This is a genomic window from Spirosoma sp. KNUC1025 (assembly GCF_045160025.1).
Lineage (GTDB): Bacteria > Bacteroidota > Bacteroidia > Cytophagales > Spirosomataceae > Spirosoma.
Map to the genome: position 1 here is coordinate 5,044,387 of NZ_CP087139.1, position 17,092 is coordinate 5,061,478.

Here is a 17,092-nt window from a genome sequence, read left to right on the forward strand (position 1 = left end):
TAGCTTACTTAATTCCTACTTAACTTTATCCTCAAGCTTATCAGGCTGGCTCATTTTATACCTATATCTGCTCTACCCGCGGGCAGTCCGCCGAATTTCAATACGTATAGCTAGAAACCATACCCATCAATAAACCATAAAACAAACCTCAACTAAATCTCAACAATGCGTTATTCTTTTTACTCACTCTTTGTCCTGCTGGTTATTAACCTGAGCCCCACGCTGGCTCAAACGATACCTTCTCCCAAAGAGCATTTCGGGTTCAACATTGGCGATGATTACCAACTCGCTACGTATACTCAAACTGAGGCTTATTTCAGAAAGGTGGCCGCAGCTTCCGACCGGGTGAAACTGGTTGACATTGGCCTGACAGAAGAAGGCAGACATCAACTCATGCTGATCGTTTCGTCGCCCGAAAACCTGAAGAAACTAGATCGGTACAAAGAGATTTCCCAAAAGCTTGCCCGGGCTGAAAACCTCACCGACGAGCAGGCTCAGGTATTAGCAAATGAAGGCAAAGCCATTGTCTGGATTGATGGGGGTCTGCACGCAACCGAGACGGTTGGAACGCATCAGCTGATTGAAACTGTTTGGCAGCTCACGAGCCGCAAAGACCCTGAAACCATGCGGATTCTGGATAAAGACATCATTCTGCTCACCCACGCCAATCCGGATGGGCAGGAAATTGTCTCGAACTGGTACATGCGCGAACCCAAGGCTGAAAAACGCGTATTAGATCACCTGCCCCGGCTGTATCAGAAATACGTTGGGCACGACAACAACCGCGATTTTTTCATCATGAACATGAAGGAAACGCAAAACATTGGCCGCCAGCTGTTTGTCGAGTGGATCCCGCAAATCATGTACAATCACCACCAAAGTGGCCCGGCTGGTTCGGTGCTGGCAGGCCCCCCTATCGCGATCCCTTCAACTACGTTTTTGACCCACTGATGGTCACGGGTATCGATGCGCTTGGTGCCGCCATGATCAACCGGTTGAATGCCGAAAATAAACCCGGTTTTACTCGTTTGGGTGGCTCGGTGTTCTCAACCTGGTATAACGGTGGCTTACGGACGACGACCCACTTTCATAACATGATTGGGTTGCTCACCGAAATTATTGGTGGTCCAACGCCAGAAGATATTCCGCTGGTGCCGAAACGCCTGATTCCCAATGGGAATACGCCTTTTCCCGTTACGCCCCAAAAGTGGCATTTCAAGCAGTCGATCGATTATTCGCTTTCGTTAAATTATGCTGTTCTGAACTACGCAGCTCGCTACGGCGATGAATTGCTGTTCAATATTTACCGCATGGGGAAAAACTCCATTGACCGAGGCAGCAAGGATTACTGGGCGCTTTCACCCAAACGCATCGATGCTATTGATGAAGCGTACAAAAACGACCCGAAAAAGGTAGTTCCGCCAACCAACGCGGCTTTAGCGCAGTATGGGTTTGTTCCGAGAGGTGGTGGTATGCCCATCAAATATTACGATACGATAATGAAAGCGCCTGCTCAGCGCGATCCCCGCGGATTTATTATTCCCGCCAATCAACCGGATTTTGCTACAGCGGTAAAATTTGTCAATGCCCTGATCAGAACAGGTATTCAAATTCAGCAGGCTACGTCCGACTTTACGGTTGCTGGCAAAAAATATCCATCTGGCTCCTACGTAGTGAAAACCGATCAGGCATTCCGTCCGCACGTTCTGGATATGTTTGAACCACAGGATCACCCCAACGATTTCCAGTATCCGGGTGGCCCGCCCGTTCGCCCGTATGATGCCGCTGGCTGGACACTGGCTTACCTGATGAACGTCAAGTTCGACCGTATTCTGGATAGTTTCGATGGTCCCTTCAAAAAGCTTCCGTATGGTGAACTTCAATCGCCCGAAGGTCACGTAAATGGCACACCGAGCGCCGGGTACGTACTGAGCGCCAAAGCGAACAACTCCTTTATCGCGGTCAACGATCTGCTGGCATCAGGTATTGATGTGTATCGTTTACCCAACGGAACCGGCGGAAAATCGTCTGTAGAATCTGGCGCATTTTATGTACCCGCATCCGCCAAAGCAAAATCGTTACTGGACAAATCGGCTAAAGATCTCGATTTGGAAGTAACGGGCCTCACGAAAAAACCCGGTACGTCTATGATCAAAGTATCGCCGATGCGGATAGCCTTGTGGGATACGTACGGTGGTTCAATGCCTTCGGGTTGGGTACGCTGGCTGATGGAGCAGTATCACTTCCCCATGAAAGTAATTTACCCGCAGGATATTGACGCCGGTGATCTCCGGAAAAAATATGATGTTATCGTTTTCGTAACGCGCGCTATACCAGCAGTTGGGGGAAAAGAAGACGATATTTTCAGCGCCCTCTCACGTGGGGAGCCAAAAGAAGAAACCACTCCAGCTGAATACCGGCCACGGTTGGGTAAGATCACCGCATCCAAGTCGATTCCCCAGTTGAAAACGTTCCTGGAAGCGGGTGGCACTGTCGTGACCGTTGGCTCCAGCACCAATCTGGCTTACCATCTGGGATTGCCCGTTAAAAACGCACTGACAGAAATGACGAGTGCGGGTGTCGAGAAACCGCTGCCTGGTGAGAAGTTTTACATTCCGGGTAGCGTTTTGCGGGTAAGTCTGGACTCTACGCAACATGCCACCTGGGGCCTTCCCAACCAGACAGACGTATATTTCGATGCTAGCCCCGTCTTTAAGCTGGCTCCTGAAGCCATTGCCAAAGGCACCGTAGTACCACTGGCCTGGTTTGATACCAACAAACCATTACGTAGTGGCTGGGCCTGGGGGCAATCATATCTGCAGGATGGTGTTGCCGCTTTCATGGCTCCTGTTGGTTCCGGCAAATTCTATGCGTTCGGCCCCGAAATCACGTTCAGAGCACAGGCGCAGGGAACGTTTAAGCTTCTCTTCAACCAGCTCTATAGCACAGGTACCTCTGGTTCTCAAAGCAATGATCACGTAGCTGAAGAATAATAGTCTTCCTGACGAAACATACAGTTTTCTCAATTAAAACACCTCTCTCCCCACCCTTGATGTCAGGGGTGGGGAGAATTTTGTAAGCCCATGGATAAGTTCGTTAAAGTAGCCACGTTTGCGGGCTCAATGTTGCTGGCCATTGCATCTCCGCAGGTATTCGCGCAGGAGGAATCGGATGATGAAGAATCAAAAAAAGTAGTACCTATCGATAAGCAGTACCAGACGCAAATCAATACGCTGGCCAAACGCCCTGCTGTACAGGCTGCTTTTAAAGCCTTCGACGAACTTGAGCCACAAACGAAAAAGGACCTTATTACGCTAACCGAAATCCCATCTCCACCTTTTAAAGAAGCCGAACGTGCCAAAAAATTTGCAGCGATGCTCAGGGAAGCTGGTGCAGATTCGGTCTGGATTGATGAAGTCAGCAACGTACTGGCCAAACGAAAAGGACGTTCGGGCAAAAAAACGGTAGTTGTCGAAGCGCATCTGGATACAGTGTTTCCGGCCGGAACGGATGTAAACGTGAAGCAGAAAGGCGATACGCTTTACGCGCCCGGCGTGGGCGACGATACGCGGGGATTGACCACCTTGCTGGCTGTTCTTAAAGGCATGGAAAAGGCCAACTTAGAAACCGATGCCGACGTACTGTTTGTAGGCGCTGTGGGGGAAGAAGGCTTAGGCGATTTGCGGGGGGTGAAGCATCTGCTCAGACCCGGTGGCCCCAAGGTTGATTCATACATTGCCGTCGACGGTCATGGCATTGACAATATTACCCATCGGGGGCTAGGTTCACACCGCTATCGCATTACGTTCAAAGGGCCGGGTGGACACTCCTACGGTGCATTTGGCATTGTCAATCCGCACGGTGCGCTGGGAAAAGCCATTTATTATTTCACAACTGAGGCCGACAAATTCACGAAGCAGGGCGTCAAAACAACCTATAGTGTTGGTGTCATCGGCGGTGGTACGTCCGTTAATGCTATTCCTTTTGAATCGTGGATGGAAGTCGATATGCGGTCGGAAAGCCCGGAACAACTGGCAGGTATCGACAAGCTGTTGCAGGCGGCTGTGCAGCGGGCACTGAAAGACGAAAATGCCATGAAACGCCGTGGTCCTGACTTGACTGTTGACGTAAAACTGGTTGGCGATCGCCCTTCCGGCCGTGTAGAACCAACAATTCCGCTGGTGCAACGAGCTATGGCGGCATCCAAATATCTTCAGGCAGAACCAAAGTTGAGCGTGAGTTCTACGAATGCCAATACACCGATAGCCAAAGGTATTCCGGCCATTACGATCGGAAGTGGCGGCACGGGTGGCGGGGCTCACTCCCTCAAAGAATGGTGGCTCAATGACAAAGGCGTATTGGGAATGCAGCGGATTCTACTGGTTCTACTGGCCGAAACCGGCCTGTCAAATTAATTGCCTTTTTGATTGGAAAATTCGGATTCGCTTTTTATAATTGCTTATCAATCAAACCATTACCGTATAATAAACATATTCTAGTATTCCTCTTAATTACTCATCATCATAAACTGTACCGTATGAAACTATCTATCCAGAAAATTACCATTTATCAGGGAGCTCTTCTGCTTCTTGCAGCTTTGTTAGGCGGTATTCTGACACAGGTGTAGAAACCAGAGCAGATGGATTGAAGCTTCTTGCCACGTCCCGAACGATCGACCGTCCGGGACGTTTTTTATAACAACTGACTGCTCATCAATTGGCGAAACTGCTGCAGCTCACGAGCTTTCTGTTTGACGTCCAGCCCGTATTTTTTGAGAATGCCGATTGCCAGATTTTGCTTGTGAACTTCATCGGCTCCGTCCCAGATGCGAGCCCCCCGTTCATGCCGATACATAGCCGATAAGACTGTATCATCGGTTACGCCCAAAGCGCCATGCACCTGAATGGCCCGGTCGAGTACTCGTAGAAAGGCGTTCGCTACGTAGAACTTGATTGCGGACACGGCGTCGCGTACGTTACTTACGCCAACCGTATCAATCATGTGAGCCGTGTTAAGCACGTAGAGCCTGGATGCGTCAATTTCGGCCCGGCTTTCGGCAATAAAATCCTGAATAAACTGCTTTTCGCCTAGCATGATTCCGTCTTCTATCTCACGCGTAGCGGCCCGTTTGCACAGTAAATCCAGTGCTTTTTCCGCGTTACCGATCCAGCGCATGCAGTGGTGAACCCGCCCCGGCCCAAGGCGTTCCTGAGCCAGTCGAAACCCCATTCCTTCACCGGCAATGATGTTCGAAACCGGCACCCGGCAGCTGGTATAACTCACTTCGGCATGGCTAAACCAGCCTTCACCCGCTTCACCAAATACAGGAATATTCCGCTCAATTTTGAAGCCCGGAGTATCGGTCGGAACGATAATCATACTGGCTCGCTGGTGCGGAGCCGCATCGGGGTTGGTCACCGCCATCACCACAGCAAAGGCGGCTCCATCGGCTGACGAGGTAAACCATTTTCGACCATTAATTACGTACTCATCTCCTTCCCGTACGGCCAGTGTAGCCATGCGTGTCGGGTTCGAACCGGCAAATTCTGGCTCGGTCATGGAAAAACAGGAGCGGATTTCGCCCGCCATCAGCGGTTTCAAAAACCGTTCCCGCAACTCAGCTGATGCGAATTTGTGTAGCAGTTCGGTGTTGCCAATGTCAGGCGCCTGACAGCCAAATACGTAATGTCCGAAAAAAGGGGCGTGCGCTAATGCCTCACTGATTTGCCCAAATTCACAAAGCGTTAGTCCATGACCGCCCTGCGCTTCGGAAAGAGCCAGCCCCCACAAACCCACTGACTTGACCAGTGTCCGTTTCTGATCAAGAATCGGGATCAACGTACCGAGATTATGATGAGAAAAACCCTCTTCCAATGGAATAAGCTCGGTTTGAACAAACTCCCGCACCTGCGTCAGGAGAGGCCTGACTCGTTCAGTCGTAAAAATCGTATCCATGCGTATGCGAATTACCCGTCAAAGGTAGAAAGGCTATAGTGTCTTACTCATGCTTTGCCCAACTTTTCACTCCGCCCCTGCAAACCACCCGTGTGTACGGCTACAACGGTTGCGCCGGATGGGAAATAGCCTTGCCGGACAAGCGCCCATATACCGTACAGCATCTTTCCGGTATAAACCTGTTCAAGGAGCACTCCGGTTTTACGTTCAAACGCCTGGATGAAAGCCAGCAGTTCGGGCGTGGTTTTCGCGTATCCACCAAAATGGAAGTCGTTGATAGGTTGTACGTTACCTAATTCAGGCAATAAGTTTCCCGGTTTTGATGTACGGGAGCCTGGCGAATCCCGGGCAAACTGCAACACCTCAAATCCCAGCACAGTGGTTTCCGCTGGCGCTGATCGGGCTAGCCCCGCCAACGTGCCACCCGTACCGACCGGGCAACATACGTACTGCGGTACGTAACCCAACTGACTGATTAGTTCCGGAATAATTTCGGCTGCCCCCTGAATGGCTAACTCGTTGGTGCCGCCCTCAGGCAGCACGTAACAGGGGCCAAACTGACTCATCAGCTCAATCAGAAAGCCAGGGTCATTTTTTCGGCGGTATGCATCCCGGCTGATGAAATGGAGCCGCATTCCGCTGGCCTCACAAGCCTGTAATGTTTTGTTACGTGGCCGTGTTGCCAGTTCTTCCCCGCACGATTCCGATGGTCTGAAAACCCAGTTCCTTACCGGCAGCGGCTGTTGCGTACAGGTGATTGGAATACGCTCCGCCAAAGGTCAGCAACGTATCGAATCCCTGCTCATGGGCCGCCAGTAGATTGTATTTGAGTTTACGCCATTTGTTCCCCGACACAGACGGATGCAACTTATCATCCCGCTTCAAAAACAAACGGATATCTACGGGTTCAGAAAACGGATTATCAAGCAGTTGCAGGGGCGAATCAGCAGGAAAGGCACGTAGTATTTCGGCAAAATCAGTTCGCATCAGGAATGCAGCTATTTTACCCGCTATTGACTTGAATAGGCAGGCAGGATGTCCGGGTTACGGGATGATACCGTAAATTCGCCAAACATTTCGAGAAAATACCCATCATGACGGAAGACGTTGAGGAATTTACAGAAGACGATGAACTGTACGAACATCACCGCATTGTGGTGGATAAAGGTCAGAGTCTGCTACGTATCGACCGATTTTTGATGGATCGCCTGCCCAATGCATCACGGACCAAAATCCAGGCTGCTATCGACGTAGATTCCGTTCGGGTAAACGGTAATCTGACGAAGGCCAGTTACAAAATCAAACCACTGGATGTCATTACCATATCGCTGCCGCATCCTCCCCGCGAAACCGACATCAAGCCTGAAAATATCCCGCTGACCATCGTATTTGAGGACGACGAACTGCTGGTGCTTAATAAACCGGCCGGTATGGTTGTGCATCCAGCTCACGGCAACTGGGACGGTACGCTGGTCAACGCGCTGGTCTACCATTTTCAACATCTGCCTACATCACGTAACGGCAACATCCGGCCTGGTCTGGTACACCGGATTGATAAAGATACGTCGGGTCTGATGGTAATTGCCAAAACCGAATATGCCATGACCCATCTGGCGCGTCAATTTTTTGAGCACACCATCGAACGCACGTATAATGCACTGGTCTGGGGCATACCGAATCCACCCGTAGGCACGATTACAGGCTTCATTGGCCGGTCGGTACGTGACCGGAAAGTGCAGACGATTTACGACGATGAAACAAAAGGCAAATGGGCCGTTACGCATTACAGGACGCTGGAAGAGCTGCGTTACGTTGCGCTGGTTCAGTGCAAACTGGAAACAGGACGGACTCACCAGATTCGGGCGCACCTCAAGCACATCGGCCACCCGCTGTTCAACGACGCCATGTATGGGGGCGACCGCATTCTGCGCGGTAATCCTGTGGGTAGCTACAAAGCCTTTGTCGACAACGCTTTCAAACTAATACCCCGGCAGGCGCTCCATGCCAAATCGCTTGGCTTTACCCACCCACGCACGCGCCAGTGGCTCCAGTTTGACTCTGACCTACCCAGCGATTTTCAGGCCGCCCTTGACAAATGGCGGAAATTATTGGACAATTCACAATGATAAATGGGCAATTATCTACTAATTTCCTACCGCCGTTCATTTTCTACTATTTAAACTACACTATTTATTAACCCACATGATTTCAATCCGCCCCGGAACCCTCGAAGACATCCCTGAAGCTTTCGAATTAGTTATGGAACTAGCTGTCTACGAACGAGCTGCCGATCAGGTCACAAACACCGTCGAGCAAATGGCGCTGGATGGTTTTGGCCCCAATCCACTGTTCGGCATGCTGATGGCTGAAGACTCCGACAGCAAAAAAATTGTCGGTATGGCGTTGTACTTTTTTCGGTATTCAACCTGGAAAGGGAAACGCCTGTACCTGGAAGACATTATTGTAACAGAAGATTTTCGAGGCTATGGCATTGGCAAATTGCTCCTGGACGCGACCATCGAGACCGCCCGTGAAACCAACTGCACGGGCATGATGTGGCAGGTGCTGGACTGGAATGAGCCCGCCATTGGCTTCTACCGCCAGTTTGGTACCCGCTTCGACGATGGCTGGACGAACTGCCATTTAGATTTTTAAAGCAAAAAGCAGAAGGGAGAAAGGAACCGGATTGGCCCCTTGATTTTGCCTTATCCCTTCTGCTTTCTCCTTTCCTCCTTCAATTCCTTATCTTTGTGCTTTCGAGCATAAACACCAGGGATGACGTATCGTCAACAAAAAGCCCTCCGAATCGCAGGGTGGGTATTTTTAAGCATTTTTCTGCTAGCCTGCATAGGGGGAGGTATTGCCTATTCAAAGCGCGAAAGCCTATTAAAAACAGGGCTCGCCAAAGCTATTCGTGTAGCCAAACGTGATTATCACCTCGATCTTCGGGTAGGGTCCGCCAAGTTTACCGGCCTGAGTTCGGTTGCATTTACCGACATAACCGTTGTGCCCGAGCAGCGCGACAGTCTGGCCCGGATACAGCGGGTAGAAGTAGCTGTGCGGTTCTGGCCACTGCTGGCGGGTAAAATTGGATTGTCGGGAATGACCCTTGACAATGGCTTTATTCAGGTTATCAAACGCGATTCGCTTTCGAACATCGATTTCTTTCTTCACCGCAAACGCGATTCAACAGCAACCGACACCCCTTCCGCTGAAACAAACCAGCGCACGGACTTATCGGAAGTGGCTGAAAGTTTGATCGACAAGGTCCTTTCTAAAATTCCGGATGATCTGAATATCAGCAATCTGGAGTTTCGGGGTATGGATAATAAAGATACCCTCAGCTTACTGACCCAAACGGCCGTCATCAAAAATGAAGACGTTACGTCTACGATAAAGTTGAATGGCAATCAGGCAACCTGGCACATAACCGGCACGGCTGACCCCGCCGATCGTGAATACAATCTGGCACTCTATGCCGATGGAAAACCCATTGAGTTGCCTTACATCGAGAAAAAATACAAACTCAAAGTTCAGGCTGATACGTTACGGGCCGAACTCCGCGACGTTGATCGCTCGGGAGGTGAGTTTCGGCTCGAAGGGGCTGGGTCTGTTCAGAATTTACGAATCAATCACCCCGCCATTGCCCGCACCGACGTATTAGTTAGCCGTGCATCAATGGATGCCAATCTGTTTGTGGGCGAAAATTATGTGGGTATCGACAGCTCATCAACGGTTCGCTTGGGGCAGGTAAGCGCCAGGCCCTTCCTGAAATACACCCTCCGGCCAGCCAAAATTTACGAGGCTGAATTACACACCGATGCGCTTGATGCTCAGGCACTTTTCAATTCATTTCCACAGGGTTTATTTGAGTCGCTGGAAGGTATGAAGGTGGCGGGCAAACTGAAGTATGATGCTGAGTTTCGACTGGATACGTCGATGCCTGATTCCGTCAAATTCAACTCTGGCCTAAAATCAGAAGGGTTTCGGATTCTGAAGATGGGGCAAACTGATTTTGCGGCTATCAATCATCCCTTTATTTATACACCTTACGAAAAAGGAAAACCCGTCCGGGATATTATCGTCGGGCCCGAAAATCCTGATTACACCCCGCTAAGTCAAATTTCGCCCGACTTACGTAACGCCCTGCTTACCTCGGAAGACTACAATTTCTTTACCCACAAAGGGTTTAACGAAAAAGCGTTCCGAGTGTCGATTGCAACGAATTTCAAGGAAAAGTCCTTCAAACGGGGCGCCAGCACTATTTCGATGCAGCTAGTTAAAAATGCATTTCTGAGTCGGAATAAAACGCTTTCCCGCAAGGTTGAAGAAATTTTGATCGTCTGGCTTATCGAGAACCAGCACATTGTTCCGAAAGAGCGGATGTATGAGGTTTACCTCAACATTATCGAATGGGGGCGCAATATTTATGGCATTGGCGAAGCTGCCCGGTATTATTTTGCCAAAAGCCCGGCCGATCTGAACCTGGGCGAAAGTATTTTTCTGGCGTTTGTCGTACCCAGTCCCAAACATGCTCTTGATTGGTTTGTTCCGGATGGAACCCTTCAGACACGTAACGTGCGGGGTTATTTCCGACTCATTGGCCGTATCATGGCCCGACGTGGCCTGACAGCCCCCGACTCCGGTGCCTATGGGTTCTACGATGTTCGTTTGCGGGAAGGACTGCGTCGGCAGGTAGCTCCGGTGGATTCGTCGTTTCAGTCGGATAGCCTGTTTATGCCCGACCCGAATGGCAACGATGTTGATGAAGACGATGATGATAGCGGTACGGGTATCGGAAACTTCTTCCGCCGGTTGTTTAAAGGCAAGAAAAGTGACGACAAACGTGACGAAAGCGAGCAGACCGTATCACCCGATCCAGCAAATACGCCTGCTGCTGAGGCCGCTCCGGCAGACACTGTAAAAACTCGCAAACAACTACGTCAGGAAAGGCGCGAGCAAAAGCGCAGGGAACGGGAAGCCAAAAAAGCGCTTGAAGACGCTACGCAATAATCAGATTACTCATGAAAGCGCTGGTAAGACTTATTTTGTTTATTGTCGTGATTGGTGGTATTGTGCTTTACGTTCTGTCGAAGCGGAACAATACGTCCTTCACCCCACAAACCATAGATCTGGCTGTCGACTGCTCGGAGTTGGAAAATATGCTGGTAGCATCCACAGTCAACGTTGACGTAAAGAATCTGTCGTCCCGATCACACAGCAATATTTCGGTGCAGATCAGAGCGTTCGATGGCGAAGAAAAACTACTAAAGGAGAAATTCACCACCTTTTCCCGGACGCTTCTGCCAAATAGCCAATTCGACAAACCCGTTACGTTGCCGGCTGGAACCAAACGTTGCGACTGCAAAATCGTCAGTTCTCATCCGGCGTTATAACTTCCGCTTTATTTACCCGTGATCGTAACGGTTTTTTGCAGATACGTATCACTATCGAGTTGATTGAGCAGGAAAGCCGCTACGTCGGCGCGACTGATGCGCGGGAGCGAAAACGTTGAAAACGGCAGATGCTCGCCAATTCGGTATTTTCCTGTAGCGGGACCGTTGGTCAGGCTGGTTGGCCGAGCAATCACCCAGTCAAGATTACTTGCCCGTATGGCACTCTCCTGCTTTTCTTTTTCGTCGATGGCTCCGCTCAGTAACGTTTTGATAATCAATTTACTGGGCAAGGGAGCTTCTTCATAACTGGTTCCTACACCCAGCGACGACACAACCAGCAGCCGCCGAACGCCTGACAGTTTCATGGCATCAATCAAATGAATGGTACCCTGAGCAACAACCTCTTCTTTCTGAGCAGGCCGACCGCCAAGCGCACAAAAGACAGCATCCTGCCGTCGAACGGCGGGCAATAAAGTTTCCGGCTGCAATACGTCGCCAGTGAGAACAGTCAGGTTAGGATGCTGAATGGGCAATTTCGCGGGATCACGAACAAAAGCCGTTACGTAAAATCCGCGCTCAAGGGCCTGTTCTACCGCCTGACGACCGGTGCCGCCCGTGGCACCAACTACTAATAATTGCATAAAAAATGACTGATTAGGGTATTATATAACCCAGAACCAGCCACTACGTTTAAAAAATCTTGGCTATTACGATTCCAGTAAATCAGGTCGCCGTGCCTGCGTGCGGGCCAGCGCCTGTTCGTAGCGCCACTCATCGATCCTGGCTTCGTGACCCGACAACAGAATAGCGGGCACCCTATGTCCTTCAAATTCAGCCGGACGGGTATAAACAGGAGGAGCCAGCAAATTATCCTGAAAAGAATCGGTCAGGGCTGAGGTTTCGTCGTTTAGCACACCGGGCAGCAGGCGAATAATGGCATCGGAAAGCACACAGGCAGCCAGTTCTCCACCCGATAGCACGTAGTCACCGATGCTCATTTCTTTGGTAATGAACATCTCCCGAACACGCTCATCAACGCCTTTGTAATGCCCGCACAGGATGATTAAATTCTGCTGTAACGAAAGCGAATTAGCCGTTTTCTGATTCAGCCGCTCCCCATCGGGCGTCATATAAATGACCTCATCATATGTCCTTTCCGCCTGCAATGATCGAATGCAGCGGGCTATTGGCTCAATCTGCATAACCATTCCAGCTCCTCCGCCAAACGCGTAGTCGTCTACCCGCCGATGTTTATCGAGCGTATAATCGCGTAGGTCGTGGACCACAACTTCTACGTAGCCGCCCTGCTGCGCCCGCTGTAAGATGGAATGCGCAAAAAAGCTATCTAACAATTTAGGCAGACAGGTAATAATATCAATCCTCATCGGTATCGTCTTTGTCGCCGTCAACTTCGGGCTGCTGCTTGCTGTCGTCTTCCATATAAATAGCCAGGAGACCATCGGGCAGCACAACGTTGAGCTTGTGGTTAGCGCGGTCTACCGTCCGAACGATGTCGCTATTAATTGGGATCAGCACTTCTTTCCCCTGGTAGTCCATAGCAATCAGGTCCTGTGCATTCATGGCATATACGCCCCGAATGACGCCCAGTTCACCTTCAGTAGCATCAACAATTCGGTAACCCACTATTTCGTGAAAATAAAATCGGGTTTCGTCGGTGATCGGCTCCAGTTCATCGAGTGGCAGATACGCACCACAGTTAATCAGCCGTTCGGCTTGCTCAATTGTGTCAATATCTTCAAACGCGACGATGGCCCGGCTACCTTTTACAATCGCAATCGATTCAATAAAATAGGGGATCAGTTCTCCCTTTACCTCCAGCAACACCGATTCCAGATCAGCGTATTCGTCGGGCTGATCGACATCTAAAAAAGCACCAGTTCACCACTAACGCCATGCGTTTTGGTGATATGGCCTACCTGATAACAATCGTCTTTAGTCATACGTAACGCGGCCGGAGCCGCATTTTTTAGCAAAAGCACGGCTTTCCTGCCGTGTTACTCATAAAAAGAGCCTGCTCAGAAACGAACAGGCTCTTCATTAACAAATTTACCGGACCGCTGGTGCGGTAAAAACTATTCTGCAGCGGGAGTTTCTTCGGTCGTTGCTTCTACAGCAGGAGTCTCTTCAGCAGCAGGTTCTTCTGCGGCAGCTGTCTCAGCGACAGGCTCTTCTACTTTGTTTTTCTTAGCAATAGCTTCAGCGCGGGCTTCGTTCACTTTTTTCTCAGCTTCCAGACGAGCAGCACGAGCCTGCTCTTTGGTTTGCGATTTAGTGTCGGCAGCACCGGCCTTACGATTTTCTTTCTCACCTTTCCAGGACGCGAATTTCTCATCGGCCTGTTCCTGCGTGATGGCTCCTTTATTGACGCCAACCTGCAAATGTTTCCGATACATGAGACCCTCATGCGACAATACCGAACGAGCGGTATCGGTTGGCTGAGCGCCCACCATGAGCCAATAAACGGCCCGATCCGACTTTACTACGACCGTCGAAGGGTCGGTATTAGGGTTGTATGAACCGATTTTTTCGATAAACCGGCCATCGCGTGGAGAGGTTGACTCTGCTACTACGATGTCATACATCGCCATTTTCTTGCGTCCACGACGCGCTAAACGAATTTTAACAGCCATTTTTGCTTGTTTGGTTTTGACGGGAGACGCATCCCCCCTGTAAAACGTGGCCGCAAAGGTACAAAAAAAATGGTTTGTGATGCTGAATTTTAGTTTTTGGCAGCCAATGAATTGATAGGAAACAAAATATACCCGGCGTCGTCTAATCATTATTAGCACTCGTTTCAGAATTACAAAAACCATTTTACTCACTACCACTACAAGAATGAGAAGCCTTAACAAAGTAACGCTAATTGGCAATTTGGGTAATAGCCCGGAATTTCAAACCTTGGAAGGTAACGCTAGCGTTGCTAAATTTTTACTGGCTACAACCGAATCGTTCAAAGACAAAAACGGGCAGACACACAGTACAACCGAATGGCATTCAGTAGTGCTATGGAGAAGCCTGGCCGAGTTGGCGCACAAATACCTAACTAAAGGTAGCCTTGTGTATATTGAGGGGAAGTTGAAAACCCGGAATTATGAGGATAAAGTAGGTACTAAACGCTACGTTACCGAAGTTGTGGCCGATCAGTTGATTATGCTTGATAAGAAGACAAGTACCAATGATGGCGAATAAGAACGATCTACTCAAACGCTACTGGGTTTAACGTTCGAGCAGGCTGTCTACCGCGAAAAAGCCGTTATATTTATTCAGTTTGCCCTAAACGCTGATCTCAATAAATGGGTCAGGCAGTTAACGGGTGCATCCTGGAGCCGTACCCAAAAGGCATGGTATGTAGCAGATAATGCGCACTTTCGGCGGCTTTTTGGGTTTGCCCCACCCTTGGCTGGCAGAACGGTTATTGCACACATACATTCCGTTAATCAGGTCGCATTTCAAAAACTTGTTGAAACGCTGCAACTCAAATCGTATAGCGCCAATACCTTGCAAACCAACCGCAACGAGTTTGCTCAACTCCTCTATGTACTCAAAGCACAACCAGTAGATTTGCTGACTGCCGACCGGCTTCGAAGCTATTTCCTATATTGTATCAACACGCTTAAACTCTCTGAAAATACGCTGCATAGCCGGATAAACGCCATCAAGTTTTATTTTGAGCAAGTGTTGCACAGAGAAAAATTCTTTTTTGAGATTCCACGTCCCAAAAAACCATCTATACTGCCTAAAGCTATCTCTGCTACCGACATCAAAAAGCTCTTTGCCGTAACCACTAACCTCAAACACAATACGATGCTAAAACTTTGTTATGGGATGGGCTTGCGGGTCAGTGAAATTGTAAATCTCAAAATCACTGACATCGACAGCAAAAGCAAACAGGTGTTCATTGAACGAGCTAAAGAAAGACAGGTATGCCAACCTGCCCGATAGCATTCTGACGCAGTTGCGGGCTTACTACATAGAATATAAGCCTAAAAAGTATCTGTTTGAAGGACAATACGGCGATCAATACAGTATAAGAAGTACGCAACAGGTTTTCAAGGATGCCCTAAAGAAAGCCAAAATCAATAAAGAAATTGGTATTCATAGTCTAAGACACAGCTTTGCTACACATCTGCTGGAGAATGGTACCGACATCAAATTCATTCAGGAGTTATTGGGCCATAGTGATATTAAGACAACCTTACGCTATACACATGTTAGCTACCAGCAGTTGAAGAACGTAAAAAGCCCATTAGACATGCTGGAGTAAAGTCGCGTATTTTGTATTGTAAAATACAGTACAATACAAAAAAACGCAATGCGCATTTTGTATTGTCGTTGAAAGAAAAGCAGACAAAAGACAGCTTTATCTTTATATAATTGTCTGATTAGTATGTACTTCTAAATATTTTAATGAACTAAGGCCAAGAGTTAATATGACTTTTCTAAATTTTTCTTTGATCTACCAAACATGCGTATATTTACAAATTAGTGGCAATTACGAATGACCGACGAAACATACATATTTCGTGACAAACAAATTCAGGACAACAATTTAGAACTGACTTTTCACAAAGACGTCCCTTGGAGTTATAACTCCGACCCATTTCCTGTAATAAAATATTGCTTGACAAATTGCAAAAGCATTAACGACATTGACTTTGACCATATAGACTATTATAACGACGGTTTAGTGATTACTGTGACCCAAATTGACAATTTATTTCAGTTTAAAACGACGGATATGGGTGGCAGTACAACTATCATTGTTTGCGAGGATGTAGAAAGGAAAGTAGAAGCATATTCCCAGTCTGACCTTATTTATTTAATCAACGAGATTACGAAACAACGTGACGACGAATACGACAGTTCCAATAAATTGAGAGAAAAACTTGCAGACCTAAAAAAATCCTTAACTCACGAACTTGACACAATAACGAGAAAAATTAACCAAGCAAATTGGCTGTCAGACGACAAGAGAAATTATCTTGAAGGCAAGCAAGAAACTCTAAAAAATGTTATTGACAGATTTGATAATGACAGCGTATAACTGCTGCTAACATTGCATTGGCAATATGGCGGGGCGAAGAATATATTCTCAGCTTTGTGTTCGCTAATCACCTTCGGTTTCGGCAGACGAATAACGCCGAGCAGTAGAATAAACAATGAGCTTTTGTATCTTTAATCAGCAGCGGCACCGGGCTGACGAAACACAGAATACCGCCACATCGCCAATGCTTCAACGTTACTTGCAATGCTATGACAGACCTCGACACATACGAACTTTGCAACATTGACCCAGAAGACATCTCTGATGTTTTGGTAAAAGTTGAGAACTCTTTTGGCTTTAAGTTTGGCGACACAGAACTTAAGGACACAAAGACATTTGGTGAACTGTGCGACATAATTACAAGTAAGGTTCAGGGCGACAATTCAAATGATTGTACGACCCAACAAACATTTTATAAGTTACGTAACGCTATTGCTGACACTTTACTAATTGACAAAACCGGTATAACTCCGGACACCGACTTGCAAAAGCTGTTTCCAAAAAATATCCGCAGACAATCTTTTAAAAACATTGACGAACACTTAGGCTTCAAGACTAAAATTTTAAGACCCAAACATTCAATCACAGGGACACTTGCAATTATATTCTTAACATCGCTTGTTGGACTCTTCTTTTTTGGCAAGCAGGACTTATAGGTTTGACCGTATCAATAATT

General features: G+C 48.3%; 12 protein-coding genes and 4 pseudogenes. 10 read left to right on the forward strand and 6 right to left on the reverse strand.

The features are described from left to right. The first annotated feature begins 165 nt into the window (after positions 1–165). Positions 166–2,993 (forward strand): annotated as a pseudogene (locus LN737_RS22160) (M14 metallopeptidase family protein). A gap of 90 nt (positions 2,994–3,083) precedes the next feature. Beyond that, positions 3,084–4,415 (forward strand): M20/M25/M40 family metallo-hydrolase, encoded by a 1,332-nt coding sequence (locus tag LN737_RS22165; protein ID WP_405512010.1) that lies wholly within the window; start codon positions 3,084–3,086, stop codon positions 4,413–4,415. 277 nt (positions 4,416–4,692) lie between these two features. Here LN737_RS22165 and LN737_RS22170 read toward each other — a convergent pair whose 3' ends face one another. Beyond that, complete coding sequence (locus LN737_RS22170) at positions 4,693–5,955, reverse strand: acyl-CoA dehydrogenase family protein (RefSeq protein WP_405512012.1); 1,263 nt, start codon at positions 5,953–5,955, stop codon at positions 4,693–4,695. Positions 5,956–6,002: 47 nt separating this feature from the next. Further along, positions 6,003–6,942: pseudogene (locus LN737_RS22175) on the reverse strand (1-aminocyclopropane-1-carboxylate deaminase/D-cysteine desulfhydrase). Between the two features lie 107 nt (positions 6,943–7,049). Here LN737_RS22175 and LN737_RS22180 point away from each other — a divergent pair. From LN737_RS22180 to LN737_RS22195, 4 genes are all read left to right on the forward strand, one after another. After that, complete coding sequence (locus tag LN737_RS22180; RefSeq protein ID WP_405512014.1) at positions 7,050–8,081, forward strand: RluA family pseudouridine synthase; 1,032 nt, start codon at positions 7,050–7,052, stop codon at positions 8,079–8,081. A 76-nt stretch (positions 8,082–8,157) separates the two neighbouring features. Continuing rightward, positions 8,158–8,610: a GNAT family N-acetyltransferase gene (locus LN737_RS22185; RefSeq protein ID WP_405512016.1), complete on the forward strand. Its 453-nt coding sequence runs from the start codon at positions 8,158–8,160 to the stop codon at positions 8,608–8,610. 120 nt (positions 8,611–8,730) lie between these two features. After that, positions 8,731–10,968: a transglycosylase domain-containing protein gene (locus LN737_RS22190; protein WP_405512018.1), complete on the forward strand. Its 2,238-nt coding sequence runs from the start codon at positions 8,731–8,733 to the stop codon at positions 10,966–10,968. Between the two features lie 11 nt (positions 10,969–10,979). Continuing rightward, on the forward strand, positions 10,980–11,351 hold the full coding sequence (locus LN737_RS22195; protein WP_405512020.1) for a hypothetical protein: 372 nt from the start codon (positions 10,980–10,982) through the stop codon (positions 11,349–11,351). Positions 11,352–11,359: 8 nt separating this feature from the next. Here the strand turns inward: LN737_RS22195 and LN737_RS22200 are convergent, their stop codons facing one another. The 4 genes and pseudogenes from LN737_RS22200 to LN737_RS22215 all read right to left on the reverse strand — a co-directional run bounded on the left by LN737_RS22200 (position 11,360) and on the right by LN737_RS22215 (position 14,002). Further along, complete coding sequence (locus LN737_RS22200) at positions 11,360–11,992, reverse strand: NAD(P)-dependent oxidoreductase (RefSeq protein ID WP_405512022.1); 633 nt, start codon at positions 11,990–11,992, stop codon at positions 11,360–11,362. A gap of 66 nt (positions 11,993–12,058) precedes the next feature. Next, positions 12,059–12,736 (reverse strand): tRNA (guanosine(37)-N1)-methyltransferase TrmD, encoded by a 678-nt coding sequence (gene trmD, locus LN737_RS22205; RefSeq protein ID WP_405512024.1) that lies wholly within the window; start codon positions 12,734–12,736, stop codon positions 12,059–12,061. Next, positions 12,726–13,312, reverse strand: a pseudogene (rimM, locus tag LN737_RS22210) (ribosome maturation factor RimM). The gene trmD and the pseudogene rimM overlap by 11 nt, the downstream one beginning before the upstream one ends. A 132-nt stretch (positions 13,313–13,444) precedes the next feature. Then, on the reverse strand, positions 13,445–14,002 hold the full coding sequence (locus LN737_RS22215) for a 30S ribosomal protein S16 (protein WP_405512026.1): 558 nt from the start codon (positions 14,000–14,002) through the stop codon (positions 13,445–13,447). Between the two features lie 205 nt (positions 14,003–14,207). On the opposite strand from LN737_RS22215, the gene LN737_RS22220 reads away from it, so the two are divergent. The 4 genes and pseudogenes from LN737_RS22220 (at position 14,208) to LN737_RS22235 (ending at position 17,072) form a co-directional block, all read left to right on the forward strand. Further along, positions 14,208–14,561, forward strand: a complete 354-nt coding sequence (locus LN737_RS22220; RefSeq protein ID WP_405512028.1) for a single-stranded DNA-binding protein — start codon at positions 14,208–14,210, stop codon at positions 14,559–14,561. 309 nt (positions 14,562–14,870) lie between these two features. Further along, a pseudogene (locus tag LN737_RS22225) lies at positions 14,871–15,636 on the forward strand (tyrosine-type recombinase/integrase). A gap of 234 nt (positions 15,637–15,870) precedes the next feature. Continuing rightward, a complete protein-coding gene (locus LN737_RS22230) occupies positions 15,871–16,416 on the forward strand; it encodes a hypothetical protein (RefSeq protein WP_405512030.1) in 546 nt (181 codons plus the stop codon). A gap of 209 nt (positions 16,417–16,625) precedes the next feature. Beyond that, a complete protein-coding gene (locus LN737_RS22235) occupies positions 16,626–17,072 on the forward strand; it encodes a hypothetical protein (RefSeq protein WP_405512032.1) in 447 nt (148 codons plus the stop codon). Positions 17,073–17,092: the final 20 nt, after the last annotated feature.

Excerpts from the sequence above, each read along its gene's own strand:
- LN737_RS22165 (WP_405512010.1), top strand. The coding sequence starts at position 3,084 with ATGGATAAGTTCGTTAAAGTAGCCACGTTTGCGGGCTCAATGTTGCTG.
- LN737_RS22170 (WP_405512012.1), bottom strand. The coding sequence starts at position 5,955 with ATGGATACGATTTTTACGACTGAACGAGTCAGGCCTCTCCTGACGCAG.
- LN737_RS22180 (WP_405512014.1), top strand. The coding sequence starts at position 7,050 with ATGACGGAAGACGTTGAGGAATTTACAGAAGACGATGAACTGTACGAA.
- LN737_RS22185 (WP_405512016.1), top strand. The coding sequence starts at position 8,158 with ATGATTTCAATCCGCCCCGGAACCCTCGAAGACATCCCTGAAGCTTTC.
- LN737_RS22190 (WP_405512018.1), top strand. The coding sequence starts at position 8,731 with ATGACGTATCGTCAACAAAAAGCCCTCCGAATCGCAGGGTGGGTATTT.
- LN737_RS22195 (WP_405512020.1), top strand. The coding sequence starts at position 10,980 with ATGAAAGCGCTGGTAAGACTTATTTTGTTTATTGTCGTGATTGGTGGT.
- LN737_RS22200 (WP_405512022.1), bottom strand. The coding sequence starts at position 11,992 with ATGCAATTATTAGTAGTTGGTGCCACGGGCGGCACCGGTCGTCAGGCG.
- trmD (WP_405512024.1), bottom strand. The coding sequence starts at position 12,736 with ATGAGGATTGATATTATTACCTGTCTGCCTAAATTGTTAGATAGCTTT.
- LN737_RS22215 (WP_405512026.1), bottom strand. The coding sequence starts at position 14,002 with ATGGCTGTTAAAATTCGTTTAGCGCGTCGTGGACGCAAGAAAATGGCG.
- LN737_RS22220 (WP_405512028.1), top strand. The coding sequence starts at position 14,208 with ATGAGAAGCCTTAACAAAGTAACGCTAATTGGCAATTTGGGTAATAGC.
- LN737_RS22230 (WP_405512030.1), top strand. The coding sequence starts at position 15,871 with ATGACCGACGAAACATACATATTTCGTGACAAACAAATTCAGGACAAC.
- LN737_RS22235 (WP_405512032.1), top strand. The coding sequence starts at position 16,626 with ATGACAGACCTCGACACATACGAACTTTGCAACATTGACCCAGAAGAC.